We start from the raw sequence: 14,265 nt of genomic DNA, 5'->3' as shown, positions 1-14,265 counted from the left end.
TAACTTAATAAATAAAAGGAGTAATTATAATGTCGAATAGAATTCTAGCTATTACCGGGCCTACGTCTGGTATAGGCAAAAGCACTGTAATTGAATTAGCGTCAGAATATGATATTTTAATATTACTTTGTAGAAACGTTGATAAAGGAGAATCAGTTAAGCAGCTAATACAGGCACGACACCCTTATAAGCGTGTTGATATCATCAAATGTGATTTATCTGATCTAGCGAGTGTAATGCAAGCAGCAACTAATATTTTAAATCGTTATACACATGTAGATTGCCTGATTAATAATGCGGGTGTCGTTTCTTTAACAAGGCAAAAAACTGTAGATGGTTATGAGCTCATGTTTGGAACAAATTATTTAGGTCATTTTTTATTAACACATACTTTATTCGAAAAAATAATGGAAAGTGAAGATAAACAAATTATTGTTGTATCATCAGGTGCATACAAATATACAGCTATGGGGAATCATAATTTTGCTTACCCACTAAAATTTAACCCAGTTAAATCATATAGTAAATCTAAGTTAGCAGTACTTTACTTTATGCAGGAATTGGATGAACGTTTTAGTAAACATGGATTAAATGTATCGGCTGTACATCCGGGAGCTGTGTCTACTAATTTAGGCAAAACCAAATACAATAAAAAAATTGGTGACTTCATCTACAAAGTATTTGATTCATTTTTTATTTCGCCAGAAGAAGGGGCGCTCTCAACTATTAAAGTGACAAAAAATCGCACTTTATTTAATGGTAAGTATGTTTACGAAGGTAAAGTTGTTCCAGTTGAAAAATATGGATTAAATTATTTCCAAAGAAAAAATTAATAAGAGATACATTGGAAGAATTGCAATTGGATCAATTTATGTATTTAAATAATAATTATTAACTGAATTCGCTTACATTGGAATAAGTAGGCAAGTTTGATTGTGTTATCTCATATAAAATTTTATAATAGCTATTATCGTAAGAATTTTTACACAATTTATAAAAGGATGAGAAACATGAATAATCATTATATTTTACTTGCAGATTGTAAAGATGAAATAGGAATCACATCTTTAATTTCTACAACTATTAAAAATACAAACTCTAATATATTTCATTTGGATCACTATACAGATGTTCAAGAAAATGAAAATCATTTATATTTAAGAATAGTCTTCGATCAAAATGATGAAGTTAAAGGACTATTAGAAAAAGAACTAAATAGCAGAAATATACATTTCAAAATTTATGACGCTAACACGAAAGTGAAAACTGCGCTACTCGTTTCTAAAGAAGATCACGCTTTAAGTGAGATTATGTTACGAGCAAACAGACAAGAATTTCCTATCGAAATTAGTTGCGTTATAAGCAACCATGAGAATAATAGAAAATTTGTAGAAGACATGGGTATTCCGTTTCATCATGTAGAAGTTACAAAAGATACAAAGCGACAAAGTGAAGAGAAAATAACAGAAATTTGTGAAGGATATGGCGTTGATTTATTAGTATTAGCTAAATATATGCAAATATTATCTCCTGAATTTGTTGATAGACACCATTTGAAAATAATCAATATACACCATTCATTTTTACCTTCATTTATCGGAGCTAATCCATATAAACAAGCGTATACAAGAGGGGTTAAACTAATAGGTGCTACAAGCCATTATGTAACAGAAGACTTAGATGCTGGTCCGATTATCGAGCAAGATGTTGTAAGAGTAAACCATCGCTATACAGCACAAGATATGAAAAATACAGGTCGTCATGTAGAATCAGAAGTACTAGCTAGAGCGGTACAATGGCATTGTGAACATAAAGTTATTGTTAATGGAAACAAGACTATCGTATTTTCTTAATTAAGTATAAAAGGAACAAGACTAATTGTTCTGAAGTTATAATAGTATCAAATATAAACTGTAACGATTTTGCAAAGTGCTGACGTTGAAGCTTGTACTTTCAAAATCGTATACATACATAAATTCTCCTAATCTGTTAATTTAAACTCCAACGAATTAGGAGAATTATTTTGAACAATCAATTTATGTTCTAAACTTTAAAATAATATATAATGAATTTAAATCAATTCTAAGCGGTGAAAATATGATTAAAACTTATTACATAAATTTAAATGATGAGATAAAAGAAACTACCTTTCCTAGTGAAGTTCAAGAAAAGTATAAATGGATATGGGTTGATATGAACGAGTCAACTGAAGAAGAAACAAATGTACTCGCACAATATTTTGATTTTCACCCTTTATCTATTGAAGATGCAACATTGGTACAACAGAGACCAAAATTCAAACAATATGATGGTTATCAATTTTTAGTATTTCATGCTTTAGATTTAAAAACGCTAGAATCAGAAGAAATCGATATATTCATAGGCGAAGATTATATTGTTACTTTCCATAAAGAACGATTTGAGGAAATTGATACAATTAAAAGAAAACTTTTTAATCGTACGGTACAATATGAAGAACCAAAAGATATATTATTAAATATTTTAGATGATATAACAGATAATTTCTTTCCGTTTATATACGATATTGAAGATAAAGTCTTTAACTTTGAAGATCGGCATAATGTAGATAGTTCTACAAAGACTTTGATTGATGATACTTTTAATTTAAGACAAGAGTTGTTATTAATTAAGAGAACTGTTCAACCAATGAAAGATTTAGTTTATCGGATGCGTGAAGGAAAAGTATTAAATTTGAATGAACAACAATTGTTATATATCATGCATATTAATGATCATCTTATTAAACAGATGGAAATGGTTGATGCTTCACGGGAAATGACAAGTGATATAAGGGATAATTATATTTCATTGAATTCATTTAAAATGAATAACATTATGAAAATTTTAACGATTTATTCTGTCGTATTCATGCCATTAACACTTATAGCCGGTATTTATGGAATGAACTTTGAAAATATGCCTGAATTAAATTGGCACAACGGTTATTACATTGTATTATTCATTATGGTAGCAATAGCAGCAATCATGCTAGTTGTATTTAAAAAGAAAAAATGGTTTTAAAATTACAAAAATATTAGATAATGAGAAAGCGAGTGTCAATCATGCAATATTATGGAGCAATTGAAGCGGGAGGAACAAAATTTGTATGTGCAATAGGTGATGAAGCATTAAATGTTATTGAGCGTGTTTCTATACCAACTACATATCCTGAAGAAACAATGACTGAAGTTATTAATTTTTTCAAAAATTATGAATTGAAAAGTATTGGAATAGGTTCATTTGGACCTATCGATATAAATAAAGAGTCAAAAACATATGGATATATTACATCTACTCCGAAGACAGCTTGGAAAGATTTTGATTTTATCGGTTCAGTAAAAAAATATTTTGACGTACCTATAGCATTTACTACAGATGTTAATGCATCTTTATACGGCGAATATCAAAAAGGAATTGCAAAAAACGTTGATTCAGCAGTTTATTACACTATCGGGACAGGTGTAGGCGGTGGAGCTATGATGAATGGTCGTTACATTCAAGGACTAAGTCATCCTGAAATGGGTCATATGTCTATAAAACAGCATGAAGATGATGATTTTGAAGGTAATTGTCCATTCCATCATACTTGTTTAGAAGGATTGGCGTCTGGACCAGCTATAGAAAAACGTGCAGGTATTAAAGCTAAAGATATTGAAGAACAAGATAAGACTTGGGATATGGTAGCATACTATATAGCTCAAGCGGCTTATAATACAACGCTAATGTTATCACCTGAAAAGATTATTTTTGGTGGTGGTGTCATGCATCAAGATCATTTATTAGATAAAATTCATAAGCAATTTGAAATATTGAATAATGGTTATTTAAATTTACCACCAGTTGAAACTTATATTGTGAAACCTAGTTTAAATGATGACCAAGGCGTAATAGGTTGTTTAGCACTTGCACAAAGCGAATATAAATAAAGGTTAAAAGGGGGATTAAATAATATGGACTTACTAGTGAAATTAGCGGAATATCAAACAATGGAAACAGAAAGACTTATATTGAGACCTGTGTCTTTAGAAGATACGCAATCATTATTTGAATATGCTTCTAATATTGAAAATACAACGCATGTCTTTCCAACACATTTGTCTAAAGATGAAACAAGAGAAGTCATTACAAAGTATTATTTACAATCCCCGTTAGGAAAATACGGTATTATATTAAAAGAAAACGATAAATTTATAGGTACAATTGATTTACGATTGGAAGTAGATCATAAGAGGGCAGAAATTGGTTATGTGATTAACCTAAAGTATAGCGGAAATGGTTATGTAACAGAAGCAGCTAATCAATTGTTGAAATTATCATTTGAAGAAATGGGATTAAATCAAGTTAAAGGTGTGCATAGTACATTAAACCCCAAATCAGGACAAGTTATGAAAAGACTTGGCATGAAAAAAGTAGGCGTAATGCCTAAAAATCGTATTCATAAAGATAAAATAGTTGATGATGTAATATATGCAATAACAGATAATATGTATAAAGAAAATAATAAGCCTAAGACGTAAGAATTGTTTTAAGCAAGTATGCACTTTACAAAAACCAAAATAAATTCTCCTAATTCGTTCATAAAAAACGAATTAGGAGAATTATTTTGAGTGAAAGATTTGTACTCTATACTCACATGTAGTAAAGCATCTTATTTAGATGCTTTTTTTAATTGAGTTAGTACCTTCAATCCATATGCAAATATACCATATCCAATTAATGAACTAGGTAACCATGATTTCGTTAATTGAATATCTTTATTTTTGTTAAGCAAAGTATATGGTACTAACGTTGAAATTAAGTAAAGTAATAGAACTTTTTGATAACGTTTGTTCAATTTAAACACCTCACTTTGTTACTTTTATTATAATATAAATTTGAGGTGAAATATTATAATATTATTACAAAGTTTAGACATTATGTATTGTCTTTATTCAAATTTAGCAAATGATGATGCATCATGACGAGATGCTCTATCATTGGACATTTCGCCTTTACCAATTGTAATTAACATTGCTGGTACTAAATTATCATCAATATTAAAAGAATCGACAACAGCTTGTTTGTCAAAACCAATCATTGGGCAAGTAGCATAGCCTTCGTCCTCACTGATTAACATTAAATTCATCGCAAATAGTGAAGCACCACGCACCGCTTCATCTCTCTTATTTGTTTCATCTTCAAAGAAAGTATTAACACTTTGGATTAACCCTTCGCGTTTTTCAGCAGGTATATGATTATGCTTTATCCAGTCATCGGCAATATCACCAATTGTATTATGGGCATTTAAATCACCTAGCACGATGAAAGTAGCGCTGGATTCTTTAATTTTAATTTGTTTGTTCGCTGCTTCGTATAGTTTTTCTTTAGCTTCATCAGAATGTGCTACAATCACTTTCCACTGTTGTAAATTCCAAGCAGAAGGTGATAAAGAAGCTTTGTTTAATAATTTTGTTATCGTTTCACGATCCATTTCGTAAGGTTCGTATTGTTTTACTGAACGACGTTTGTTAATGACATCTTGTAATTCCATTAATAATTCACTCCTAAATGTTTATATATTAATCATGATTAAAGTGGTTGGACTTTTCAAATTCTTTGCTTATACATGAACACAAATCATTTTGATATATTGATTGAGTGAAAATTTGTTACAATAAAGGTAATAAGGATGATTTGTAGAAAAAGTTGATTCATAAAAAGGAGCTGTACATATGATAGATATACACAATCATTTGCTTTATGATGTTGATGATGGACCAATTGACGCTGACAGTATGCTTGAATTAGCTAGAGTTGCAGAAGGGTTAGGGATAACTGATTTAGTAGCTACACCACACTATATAGAACACAGATTTAAAAATGATGCTAATATAGTTAAAAACCGAACAAAAGAAGTACAGGCATTGCTAGATGAAAATGGCATAAATTTAAAAGTTTATCCGAGTCAGGAAATTCATATGTTTGGTAAAGAGCTGGAAGGCTTACAGTCCGGTGAATTATTACCAATAACTGAAGGTTCACGCTATGTATTAATTGAATTTCCGTTCTTTAGTATTCCAGAATTTGCAGATGAAACATTTGATAAATTATTTAATGCTGGCTATAGACCTATATTAGCTCATCCAGAACGAATAATTCCTATACAAGATAACCCGAAAATATTATTTGATTTAATTGAACGAGGTGCGCTATGCCAAGTTACAGCAGGATCATTAGTTAATAGATATGGAGAAGATGCTAAAAAATCTGCGGATTTCTTATTAGACAAAGATGCTATTCATATAATCGGAAGTGATGCACATAATACTTCGAATAGAACATTCCATTTACAAGAAGGTTACGATTATATTGAACGAACAAAAGGCGTCGAAAAAGTAAATGAACTTAAAGAAAATGCAAGGAAAATATTAAATAATATTGATATATAGAAATTAAGGGTCCGGAACATACATAATTGTCCCGGGCCCTTAATTATTCATACATACCTTTACGTATTACTTTGTAATCAGATAACATTTCTTTTCCTTTTGCTAGGACATTTTTAATCTTATTGCTATTCTTATCAATGATTAAAATATCGGCGTCATAGTTTTCATGAATATGTCCTTTATGATGTAAAGTTAATGCATTAGCTACGTTAGAAGTGAACAGTGCTATAATATCATCCCATTTATCTTGATGATAATGTTTGAGTAAATTAAAGAGTTGTTCTGTTAATGTATAACATTTAGCAACATCATACCCAACAAGTTGATTATTGTGGTCAAATTTAGGCAAACTACCGTGACCGTCAGATGAAATAGTGAGTTGAGCGATATCGCCATTATTTTGAAGGTAATAATCTACACAGTCTACAGTATTTGTATCAGCTGTTAAATCTATATAAACACCTTGATTACTTAAAGTGATGCCTTCTTTAAGTAAATCTAAACTTTTGTCGAAATGCGTAATGTATATTTTATTCGCTTTGACATCATAGTTTGCTAGTAAATTATGAATTTGATTTAAGTTATGTTTTCCAGTACCTAAATGAAAGTGAGTAACTCCTGCTTTACCACTCAACATTCCTCCAACAGTAGTTTCTGCAATAATTTTAGCCAGTTCATTTGTGCTAGGTATAGAAGATCTAAAGTCATTAATAGCGATTTCTCCAGTACCAATTACTTTGTCTATTAACATTAAGTCTTCTTTTATAGAATCAGTAATAGTAGTAACGGGTAAGTGATAGTTACCTGTATACATATATGTTGAAATTCCTTCTGCTTCAAGAGCTTTGGCTTTTGCATATAAACTTGAAAGTGTACGAGAAATACCATCTGTACCTATTAATCCTATTACTGAAGTAATACCGCACTCTATAAGTTCAGATAAATTCACCTCTGGCGTCCGCGTCATATAACCTGCTTCGCCTCCACCACCTAATAAATGAATGTGTGGGTCTATTATACCGGGTATAAGAATATTGTCTTCTGCATCAATTATATTCAAGTTTGGGTCGATATCTTTAAATTTTTCTATATCTATATCACCGATTTTGAGGATGGTTTGACCTTGAATAAGAATTGAATTTTGGCCAATATATTTTGGTGAATAAATATCACCATTTTTTATGATTGTGAACATGAGTTCTGCCCCCTATGAAATTGTATATTGTTACATATTTTAAATTACTTGAATCATTAAAGCAAAGTATCACTGATATTGTCGCAAATTTGTAATAGCTAAATTAATTGTATTTTCTTTCTAGCGAGATTAGAATGAAGAGACATAGTTAGTCTTTTTATATATAAAAGATGTAAGATTTATTAAGTGTAATAAGTTTAAACATAAAGATGTATGAAATAAAGACAATAGAATGTCGGGGAGCGTTATAGATGAAATTAGGAGAACGTGTTAAACAACGTAGGAGAGATTTAAAGTTATCTCAACAATCACTAGCAAAAGGTATTGCAACACAAAGTCAGATTTCTAAAATAGAAAAAAACGAATTGCAACCGGGATCGCAATTACTATTTAATATTTCTAGAAAATTAAATTGCAGTATGGACTATTTATATGTTGGGGAAGAACTAGATACACAACTTGAACAAAAGTTAAAAGTAATTGAAAGGTTACTTGAAGATAGAGATTACGATGCTTTAACACCTATTATTGATGGCAACTATTTATCAAATAGTTCCACTGACGAAATCGCAGCATCTAAATGGGTGAGATCTATCATAGCTTTTTATAAATATGAAGATATAAATCAAGCAATCTTATTAATAGAAGAAGCGTATAAGTTAATTGATTCAAATATGTTTACTAAATTACAAGTTTCAATTTGTAATACGAGAGCAATTTTCTATTATAGAGAAAGTAATAATCAGTTGGCTAAATCTTCATTAGAAGAAGGTTTGCAAATAGCTAAACGTTTTAACGTAGAGGACAACTATAAAATAAAACTATATTATACTTTATCGAATATTTATTTTAGTGAAGCATTATACGATAGATGCTTAGCATATGCTCAATCAGCATTGGATATTACGATTAATTCTAATAGATATATGCTGTTTAGTGAACTAGTTTATAATATCGTTCAATCGAAAAAAGAAATGAAAATTATTGATGACACAGATATTAAACAATTAGAAGTAGCTTTATATATAAGTAATTTATCAAAAAAACATAGTGTAACTATTCTTATAAGAGACTTGATGAAGTCTTTGAAAAATACACATGATGAATAAAAAATAAAGGAGTGGAGGTTGAGACGTATATATCTGTCTCACTTCCATTCCTTTTGAAGTTATATATAATGTAGTTCTTGTTCTAATTTTTGTATTTTATTATAATTTGAATCTGACATAAAAGGATAATTAATATCTAATTGCCGCATGATGCCTAAAGTTGCTATTTCTTCTAAAAGCATATTAGGGTATTTAATTTGAGTTTGTTCATTGAAGAAGTGTTGAATATACTCTGTTTGATGTATGTATAATTTAGTGAAGTAATAGGCGACCATTGCATATAAATCATCAACGCGTTCGGATAACTTTTCTATAAATAAAAATAATGTTGTTGAAGATTTTGTAGGGATGGTGCCAAAATCTTGATAGTCACCAATTAAAAAGTAGATATTAGGTTGCAAATAAACTTTATATTGTTTTAAAAACAGCAAACGAATATCAAATATAATGTGTACGAGCTGATCGTTTACATGTGATATATTTCGAATGTCATTTTCGATTTTTGGAATAGTATAAGGAAGAGCTGATACAAGATTATCAACATATTTACCAGCATTTGAGAATTCATTAAAATATCTCGTATAGTATAATTCAAATGATGATTTTGTTAATTGATGGTTGTGTATAAAGCTATTCACAGTATTGCTTATAATCATCGTATAACCCCTTCAATATTATTTAACCACTATTATATATGATATTGCCTAAAATAAATAATCTAATCATCAAAAAAATAATTTGACGTATAGTATGATGTCATGTAATCTTTTGAAGTATTAAAGTTAACAATAAGGAGATTCCAATGGAACAAATAAATAAAAAATCATCGTTTTGGGCACTATCACCTTTAATAGTATTTGTTGCTTTGTTTATAGGTACAGGTATTATTACAAGTGATTTTAATTTTCTACCAATAAATGTTGCTTTATTGATTTCAACCGTTTTTGCATTTATTATTTATCCAAAAACTAATTTAACGAAAAAAATAGACATATTTACAAAAGGGGCAGGCCACCCTAATATTTTATTAATGGTATTTGTATTTTTATTTGCTGGAGCGTTTAGTGAAACGGCTGAAGCAATGGGAGCGGTAAGTTCGACTGTAAACCTTGGTTTATCATTAATTCCACCTCAATTTTTACTAGCTGGTTTATTCATCGTAGGTGCTTTTATCTCAGTTGCGATGGGTACATCCATGGGGACAGTAGCAGCATTGGCCCCTGTAGGTGTTGGTATTTCTGAGTCAACAGATATCTCAATTGCCTTATCGATAGCAACAGTTGTAGGTGGCGCAATGTTTGGAGATAACTTATCGATGATATCTGATACAACTATTGCAGCTGTTAGAACTCAAAAAACTAAAATGGGTGACAAATTTAAAGTGAACTTTTTCATTGTCTTACCCGGAGCGATTATGACAGTTGTTATTCTTTGGTTTCTAACTAAAGATTTAGGTATAGCAGAAACAAGTCAAGGCGGCTATTCTTTAGTTAAAGTGATACCTTATTTATTTGTATTAATCGCCGCTTTATGTGGTATGAATGTTTTAATGGTGTTAGTGTTAGGTGTTGTAATTGCAAGCTTTATCGGATTGACCACAGGATCCTTTACAATTAATGAAAACTTAAAAGCCATATCTGACGGTTTAATAGGTATGCAAGATATAGCGATGATAGCTCTATTCATCGGAGGTATTATCGGAATGATTCAATATCAAGGCGGTATTCAATGGTTGCTCAATACTGTAACAAGTCGAGTTAAAACTAAAAAGGGAGCAGAGTTTGGTATAGCAAGTTTAGTAACTACAACAAACTTCGCTACAGCTAATAATACAATTGCTATTATAACTGCTGGACCTTTAGCAAAAGAAATCTCGGAAGATTATGAAATTGACGCCCGGAAGTCTGCCAGCATACTAGATATATTCGCAAGTAGTGTGCAAGGTATCATACCTTATGGAGGCCAAGTGTTAGCAGCAACAAGTGTTGCAGGCATTTCAAGTGTCTCATTGATACCATATTCATTTTATCCTTATTTACTCGTCGTTTGTGGCATAGTATCCATAATCGTTGGGTATCCTAAAAGAAAAGATAAGAGTGTGTAAATAAAAAGAGCTAGGGCATAAATCCTTAGCTCTTTTTTGGATGGGATTAATCAAAAGGCAAGAGTTGATATTATTGTTGGATTTACTAAGACAATAATCCAAGTAGACACCTTCTTATTGGATTTATTAAGACAATAATCCAAGTACAGACACTCTTATTGGATTAACTAGAACAATAATCCAAATAGACCACTCTTTATTGGATTAAGTATGACAATAATCCAAGTAGAGCACCCTTTATTGGATTAAGTAAGACAATAATCCAACTACAGACGCCTTTATAAGATTTACCATGACAATTATCACCCAGGTTGCTTTATTGCTAGTTTTATCATAACTAAATTATTTTTCACCTAAATAATCTACTGTAGCAGCAGCAACTGTTTTAGCTGCAATCAGCATTGCGCTTTCATCAATATCAAATTTTGGGTGATGGTGGGCATATGTTTCTTTATCTTTTGGACTTGCTCCGACATAGAAAAATGTAGACGGTAACTCTTCAGCATAGTATGCAAAGTCTTCTGAAGGTGGCTGTGGTTCACATCTTATAACTTCATTAACTTCGGGAATATTTGCTGATTCAATAGATTGTACAACTTGTTTTGTTAAACTTGGATCGTTATATAATACTGGGTAATCATTTGTATATTGTAAGTCACAGTCAACGCCATACATTGCCTCTAATCCATGGGCTATTCTTTTAATTTCATTTTCCATTAATTCAAGGGCATCATCATTCATTCCTCTAACATCACCTTCTAGTTCAACCTCATTTTTAATGATATTAAATTGTCCTTTTCCATCAAATGATCCTATTGAAATAACGCCCATATCAAATGGATTCAACCTTCTTGATACTATTGTTTGTATTGACATAACGAAACTACTAGCAGCGACAATTGGATCGTTAGCTAAATGTGGAGAAGAACCATGTCCACCTTTACCAGTGATTTTCAATTTGAAAAAGTTGCGTCCAGATTGAACATTTCCTTCTCGGTAATAAACGTTGTTAGCAGGCATAGTACTCATAACGTGTACACCTATAACATTATCTACGCCATCCAATATGCCATCCTTAATTAAATATTGTGCGCCACCTGGAGGTTTTTCTTCAGCTGGTTGATGTATGATAACAATTTTTCCGTTCAATTTATCTTTCATTTCTATTAAACATTCTGCAAGAATCATTAAATACGCTGTATGCGCATCATGCCCACAAGCATGCATGATACCCTCATTTTTAGATGAGAATTCTAAACCAGTATCTTCTTTAATAGGCAGGGCATCGAAATCCGCTCTTAACGCAAGTGTCTTGCCAGGATTACCAGAATCAATCGTTACTTTAATGCCATGTATATTTTCTCCGCTTATATTTGTCTCTACAATAGCATCTTTATCTTGATAAAAGTCAGCAATATATTTAGCTGTTTGTTCTTCTTCAAAAGATAATTCAGGGTTCTCATGTAAATATCTTCTGATGGCTATCATTTCTTCTTCTTTATCATTTAACTTATTAAATAAATGTTCTAGCATCTTTTCTCCTCCTATTAATCATTTAATTCCATTATAGTAAAAATTGCTTATGTAATGTTGTAATTAGAAAAGCATGTTGACATAAATATTTGAGAGGAGTAGAATAGCGTAGTATTAGTTAGCAAAGCTAACTTTATTTTTATGAGAAAAGGCGGTATAAAAGAATGAATAATTTTTTTAATAGTTACATAAACGTTTATAGGCCATATATACATCACATTAATGTGATTTTAGAGCCATATGATTTATATGCAGCTCAGTATAGAGTCTTACGTGATATTGCAGGGAATCAACCTACAACACTCGTACAAGTGTCCAAGCGTTCTTTTATAGAAAAACCTACAGCTCGTAAAATAATCAAAAAGCTTATTGATTTTAACCTTGTTCAAGCCATTAACAGTAAAGAAGATAAACGAGAAAAGTTTTTAACATTAACTGAAAAAGGCGAAGCAATGCATAAAGAAATTTATGAACAAGTCTTAGAATTTCAGAATAAATGTTTTGAAGCAATAGGTGCAGATGAACAAGAGTTATTAAAAGCAGAGGAATTGTTAAACCAATTTCGAAATTATTTAATTGAGGAGGCAACGGAGTAGTGAGTAATCAAATTAAACATCCTATATGGACAAAAGATTTTATATTTAACTTTGTTATTAGTTTCTTTATCTTTTTATCTATGTATTTATTATTAGTTACAGTAGGTGGATATAGTAAAGAAACTTTTCACGTTTCCGATAGCTTAGCAGGACTAGCATCAGGACTATTTATTGTGGGTTCTTTAGTTGGTAGATTTATAACTGGTAAATATATCAACATATTGGGAACGAAAAAAGTATTAGTAATCGGAGGTTTATTATTAGTTATTACTAATGGATTATATTTAGTTTCTGCATCGTCATTCGCATTACTATTAATTGTACGTATTATTAACGGAGCTGCCAGCGGTATTGCAAGTACTGCAACAGGGACAATAGCAGCTTATATAACACCTGCGGATAGACGTAGTGAAGGTATAAGTATGTACAGCTTAAGTATGGTACTAGGGACGGCTATAGGGCCGTTTATAGGGCTGATCTTATATCAACACATACCAATGGAAGGATTATTTATAATTTGTACAACTTTAATTGTTATCGCATTTGTAATGTCAATATTTATGAAGATAGAAACACCGGTAGCAGTACAAAATGAAACTAAAAAAGGATTTAAACTAACGGACTTCTTCTCAGTTCATGCATTACCGATAGCAATTGTTGTTGTTATTGTGAGTATTGCATATTCTTCAGTACTTTCATTTATTCAATTCTTCGCACAAGAAAATAATCTAGTAGATGCAGCAAGTTTCTTCTTCGTTGTATACGCTATTGCAATTCTACTAACACGACCATTTACAGGTAGAATTATGGATCAAAGAGGGGAGAATATTGTAACCATCCCAGCATTTATTTGTTTAGTATTAGGACTATTCCTCATCAGTATAGCAAACAGTGGATTAGTATTATTAATAGCAGGCGCATTTGTAGGATTAGGCTTTGGGAATTTACAATCAATCTTCCAAGCGTTGGTTATCAAAGTATCTCCAATAGAAAAAATGGGATTAGCAACTTCAACATACTTTATAGGTCTAGACTTCGGATTGGGCTTTGGACCATATGTATTAGGTAACTTTACAAACTCAATAGGATATTCAGGACTATACTTCGCAATGGCTATTGTAGCCTTAGTAGGATTAGTAAGCTATTACTTCCTACATATGATTAAGACACAAAAAGCAGTTAATTAAAAAAGAGAAGGGAGCGGAACAGAAATCTTTTAGTGAAATGAGATTCTGTAACGCTCCCTATTTTATTCTGTCTATTAAAATTTTAAATCTTG

15 protein-coding genes are annotated in these 14,265 nt (G+C 31.0%); 10 read left to right on the top strand and 5 right to left on the bottom strand.

From position 1 onward, the window contains the following. The first annotated feature begins 29 nt into the window (after nucleotides 1-29). The 5 genes from CD135_RS05920 to CD135_RS05900 all read left to right on the top strand — a co-directional run bounded on the left by CD135_RS05920 (nucleotide 30) and on the right by CD135_RS05900 (nucleotide 4,538). Nucleotides 30-833, top strand: coding sequence for an SDR family NAD(P)-dependent oxidoreductase (locus CD135_RS05920; protein WP_245942492.1), 804 nt, complete (start codon nucleotides 30-32; stop codon nucleotides 831-833). Between the two features lie 177 nt (nucleotides 834-1,010). Next, on the top strand, nucleotides 1,011-1,853 hold the full coding sequence (purU, locus tag CD135_RS05915) for a formyltetrahydrofolate deformylase (RefSeq protein WP_016998768.1): 843 nt from the start codon (nucleotides 1,011-1,013) through the stop codon (nucleotides 1,851-1,853). 244 nt (nucleotides 1,854-2,097) lie between these two features. After that, nucleotides 2,098-3,042 (top strand): magnesium/cobalt transporter CorA, encoded by a 945-nt coding sequence (corA, locus tag CD135_RS05910; RefSeq protein ID WP_016998767.1) that lies wholly within the window; start codon nucleotides 2,098-2,100, stop codon nucleotides 3,040-3,042. Nucleotides 3,043-3,083: 41 nt separating this feature from the next. Then, nucleotides 3,084-3,947: an ROK family protein gene (locus CD135_RS05905; RefSeq protein WP_016998766.1), complete on the top strand. Its 864-nt coding sequence runs from the start codon at nucleotides 3,084-3,086 to the stop codon at nucleotides 3,945-3,947. A 24-nt stretch (nucleotides 3,948-3,971) separates the two neighbouring features. Beyond that, a complete protein-coding gene (locus CD135_RS05900; protein ID WP_016998765.1) occupies nucleotides 3,972-4,538 on the top strand; it encodes a GNAT family N-acetyltransferase in 567 nt (188 codons plus the stop codon). Nucleotides 4,539-4,669: 131 nt separating this feature from the next. Here CD135_RS05900 and CD135_RS05895 read toward each other — a convergent pair whose 3' ends face one another. Then, a complete protein-coding gene (locus CD135_RS05895; RefSeq protein WP_369964520.1) occupies nucleotides 4,670-4,864 on the bottom strand; it encodes a hypothetical protein in 195 nt (64 codons plus the stop codon). Between the two features lie 84 nt (nucleotides 4,865-4,948). Next, a complete protein-coding gene (locus tag CD135_RS05890; protein ID WP_016998763.1) occupies nucleotides 4,949-5,551 on the bottom strand; it encodes a nitroreductase family protein in 603 nt (200 codons plus the stop codon). Between the two features lie 181 nt (nucleotides 5,552-5,732). Here CD135_RS05890 and CD135_RS05885 point away from each other — a divergent pair, with 181 nt between their 5' ends. Beyond that, nucleotides 5,733-6,449: a tyrosine-protein phosphatase gene (locus CD135_RS05885; protein WP_016998762.1), complete on the top strand. Its 717-nt coding sequence runs from the start codon at nucleotides 5,733-5,735 to the stop codon at nucleotides 6,447-6,449. A gap of 43 nt (nucleotides 6,450-6,492) precedes the next feature. Here the strand turns inward: CD135_RS05885 and iadA are convergent, their stop codons facing one another. Next, the gene (gene iadA, locus CD135_RS05880) at nucleotides 6,493-7,644 is read right to left on the bottom strand and encodes a beta-aspartyl-peptidase (RefSeq protein ID WP_016998761.1); all 1,152 of its coding nucleotides are present in this window, start codon (nucleotides 7,642-7,644) and stop codon (nucleotides 6,493-6,495) included. Between the two features lie 251 nt (nucleotides 7,645-7,895). Between iadA and CD135_RS05875 the strand changes: the two genes are divergently transcribed. Beyond that, complete coding sequence (locus tag CD135_RS05875; RefSeq protein WP_016998759.1) at nucleotides 7,896-8,753, top strand: helix-turn-helix domain-containing protein; 858 nt, start codon at nucleotides 7,896-7,898, stop codon at nucleotides 8,751-8,753. A gap of 59 nt (nucleotides 8,754-8,812) precedes the next feature. Here CD135_RS05875 and CD135_RS05870 read toward each other — a convergent pair whose 3' ends face one another. After that, nucleotides 8,813-9,409 carry a hypothetical protein gene (locus tag CD135_RS05870; RefSeq protein ID WP_016998757.1) on the bottom strand — a complete coding sequence of 199 codons (597 nt, stop codon included), beginning with the start codon at nucleotides 9,407-9,409 and terminating at the stop codon, nucleotides 8,813-8,815. A gap of 146 nt (nucleotides 9,410-9,555) precedes the next feature. Between CD135_RS05870 and CD135_RS05865 the strand changes: the two genes are divergently transcribed. After that, complete coding sequence (locus CD135_RS05865) at nucleotides 9,556-10,857, top strand: Na+/H+ antiporter NhaC family protein (RefSeq protein WP_016998755.1); 1,302 nt, start codon at nucleotides 9,556-9,558, stop codon at nucleotides 10,855-10,857. A 342-nt stretch (nucleotides 10,858-11,199) separates the two neighbouring features. Here the strand turns inward: CD135_RS05865 and CD135_RS05860 are convergent, their stop codons facing one another. After that, on the bottom strand, nucleotides 11,200-12,390 hold the full coding sequence (locus tag CD135_RS05860) for an amidohydrolase (protein WP_070044986.1): 1,191 nt from the start codon (nucleotides 12,388-12,390) through the stop codon (nucleotides 11,200-11,202). A gap of 164 nt (nucleotides 12,391-12,554) precedes the next feature. On the opposite strand from CD135_RS05860, the gene CD135_RS05855 reads away from it, so the two are divergent. Together CD135_RS05855 and CD135_RS05850 are read left to right on the top strand one after the other, a co-directional pair. Continuing rightward, nucleotides 12,555-12,986 carry a MarR family winged helix-turn-helix transcriptional regulator gene (locus CD135_RS05855; protein WP_017001145.1) on the top strand — a complete coding sequence of 144 codons (432 nt, stop codon included), beginning with the start codon at nucleotides 12,555-12,557 and terminating at the stop codon, nucleotides 12,984-12,986. After that, entirely contained in the window at nucleotides 12,986-14,173 is a 1,188-nt protein-coding gene (locus CD135_RS05850) for an MFS transporter (protein ID WP_064204618.1), read from the top strand. The genes CD135_RS05855 and CD135_RS05850 overlap by 1 nt, the downstream gene beginning before the upstream one ends. The last annotated feature ends 92 nt before the right edge of the window (nucleotides 14,174-14,265 follow it).

Origin of the sequence: Mammaliicoccus lentus, from assembly GCF_002902755.1 — a bacterium.
Lineage (GTDB): Bacteria > Bacillota > Bacilli > Staphylococcales > Staphylococcaceae > Mammaliicoccus > Mammaliicoccus lentus.
The sequence above is the reverse complement of the archived record's forward strand: the minus strand, read 5'-3'. Positions and strand labels throughout refer to the sequence as shown.

Excerpts from the sequence above, each read along its gene's own strand:
- CD135_RS05875 (WP_016998759.1), top strand. The coding sequence starts at position 7,896 with ATGAAATTAGGAGAACGTGTTAAACAACGTAGGAGAGATTTAAAGTTA.
- purU (WP_016998768.1), top strand. The coding sequence starts at position 1,011 with ATGAATAATCATTATATTTTACTTGCAGATTGTAAAGATGAAATAGGA.
- CD135_RS05855 (WP_017001145.1), top strand. The coding sequence starts at position 12,555 with ATGAATAATTTTTTTAATAGTTACATAAACGTTTATAGGCCATATATA.
- CD135_RS05920 (WP_245942492.1), top strand. The coding sequence starts at position 30 with ATGTCGAATAGAATTCTAGCTATTACCGGGCCTACGTCTGGTATAGGC.
- CD135_RS05865 (WP_016998755.1), top strand. The coding sequence starts at position 9,556 with ATGGAACAAATAAATAAAAAATCATCGTTTTGGGCACTATCACCTTTA.
- CD135_RS05860 (WP_070044986.1), bottom strand. The coding sequence starts at position 12,390 with ATGCTAGAACATTTATTTAATAAGTTAAATGATAAAGAAGAAGAAATG.
- CD135_RS05885 (WP_016998762.1), top strand. The coding sequence starts at position 5,733 with ATGATAGATATACACAATCATTTGCTTTATGATGTTGATGATGGACCA.
- corA (WP_016998767.1), top strand. The coding sequence starts at position 2,098 with ATGATTAAAACTTATTACATAAATTTAAATGATGAGATAAAAGAAACT.
- CD135_RS05900 (WP_016998765.1), top strand. The coding sequence starts at position 3,972 with ATGGACTTACTAGTGAAATTAGCGGAATATCAAACAATGGAAACAGAA.
- CD135_RS05890 (WP_016998763.1), bottom strand. The coding sequence starts at position 5,551 with ATGGAATTACAAGATGTCATTAACAAACGTCGTTCAGTAAAACAATAC.
- CD135_RS05870 (WP_016998757.1), bottom strand. The coding sequence starts at position 9,409 with ATGATTATAAGCAATACTGTGAATAGCTTTATACACAACCATCAATTA.
- iadA (WP_016998761.1), bottom strand. The coding sequence starts at position 7,644 with ATGTTCACAATCATAAAAAATGGTGATATTTATTCACCAAAATATATT.
- CD135_RS05905 (WP_016998766.1), top strand. The coding sequence starts at position 3,084 with ATGCAATATTATGGAGCAATTGAAGCGGGAGGAACAAAATTTGTATGT.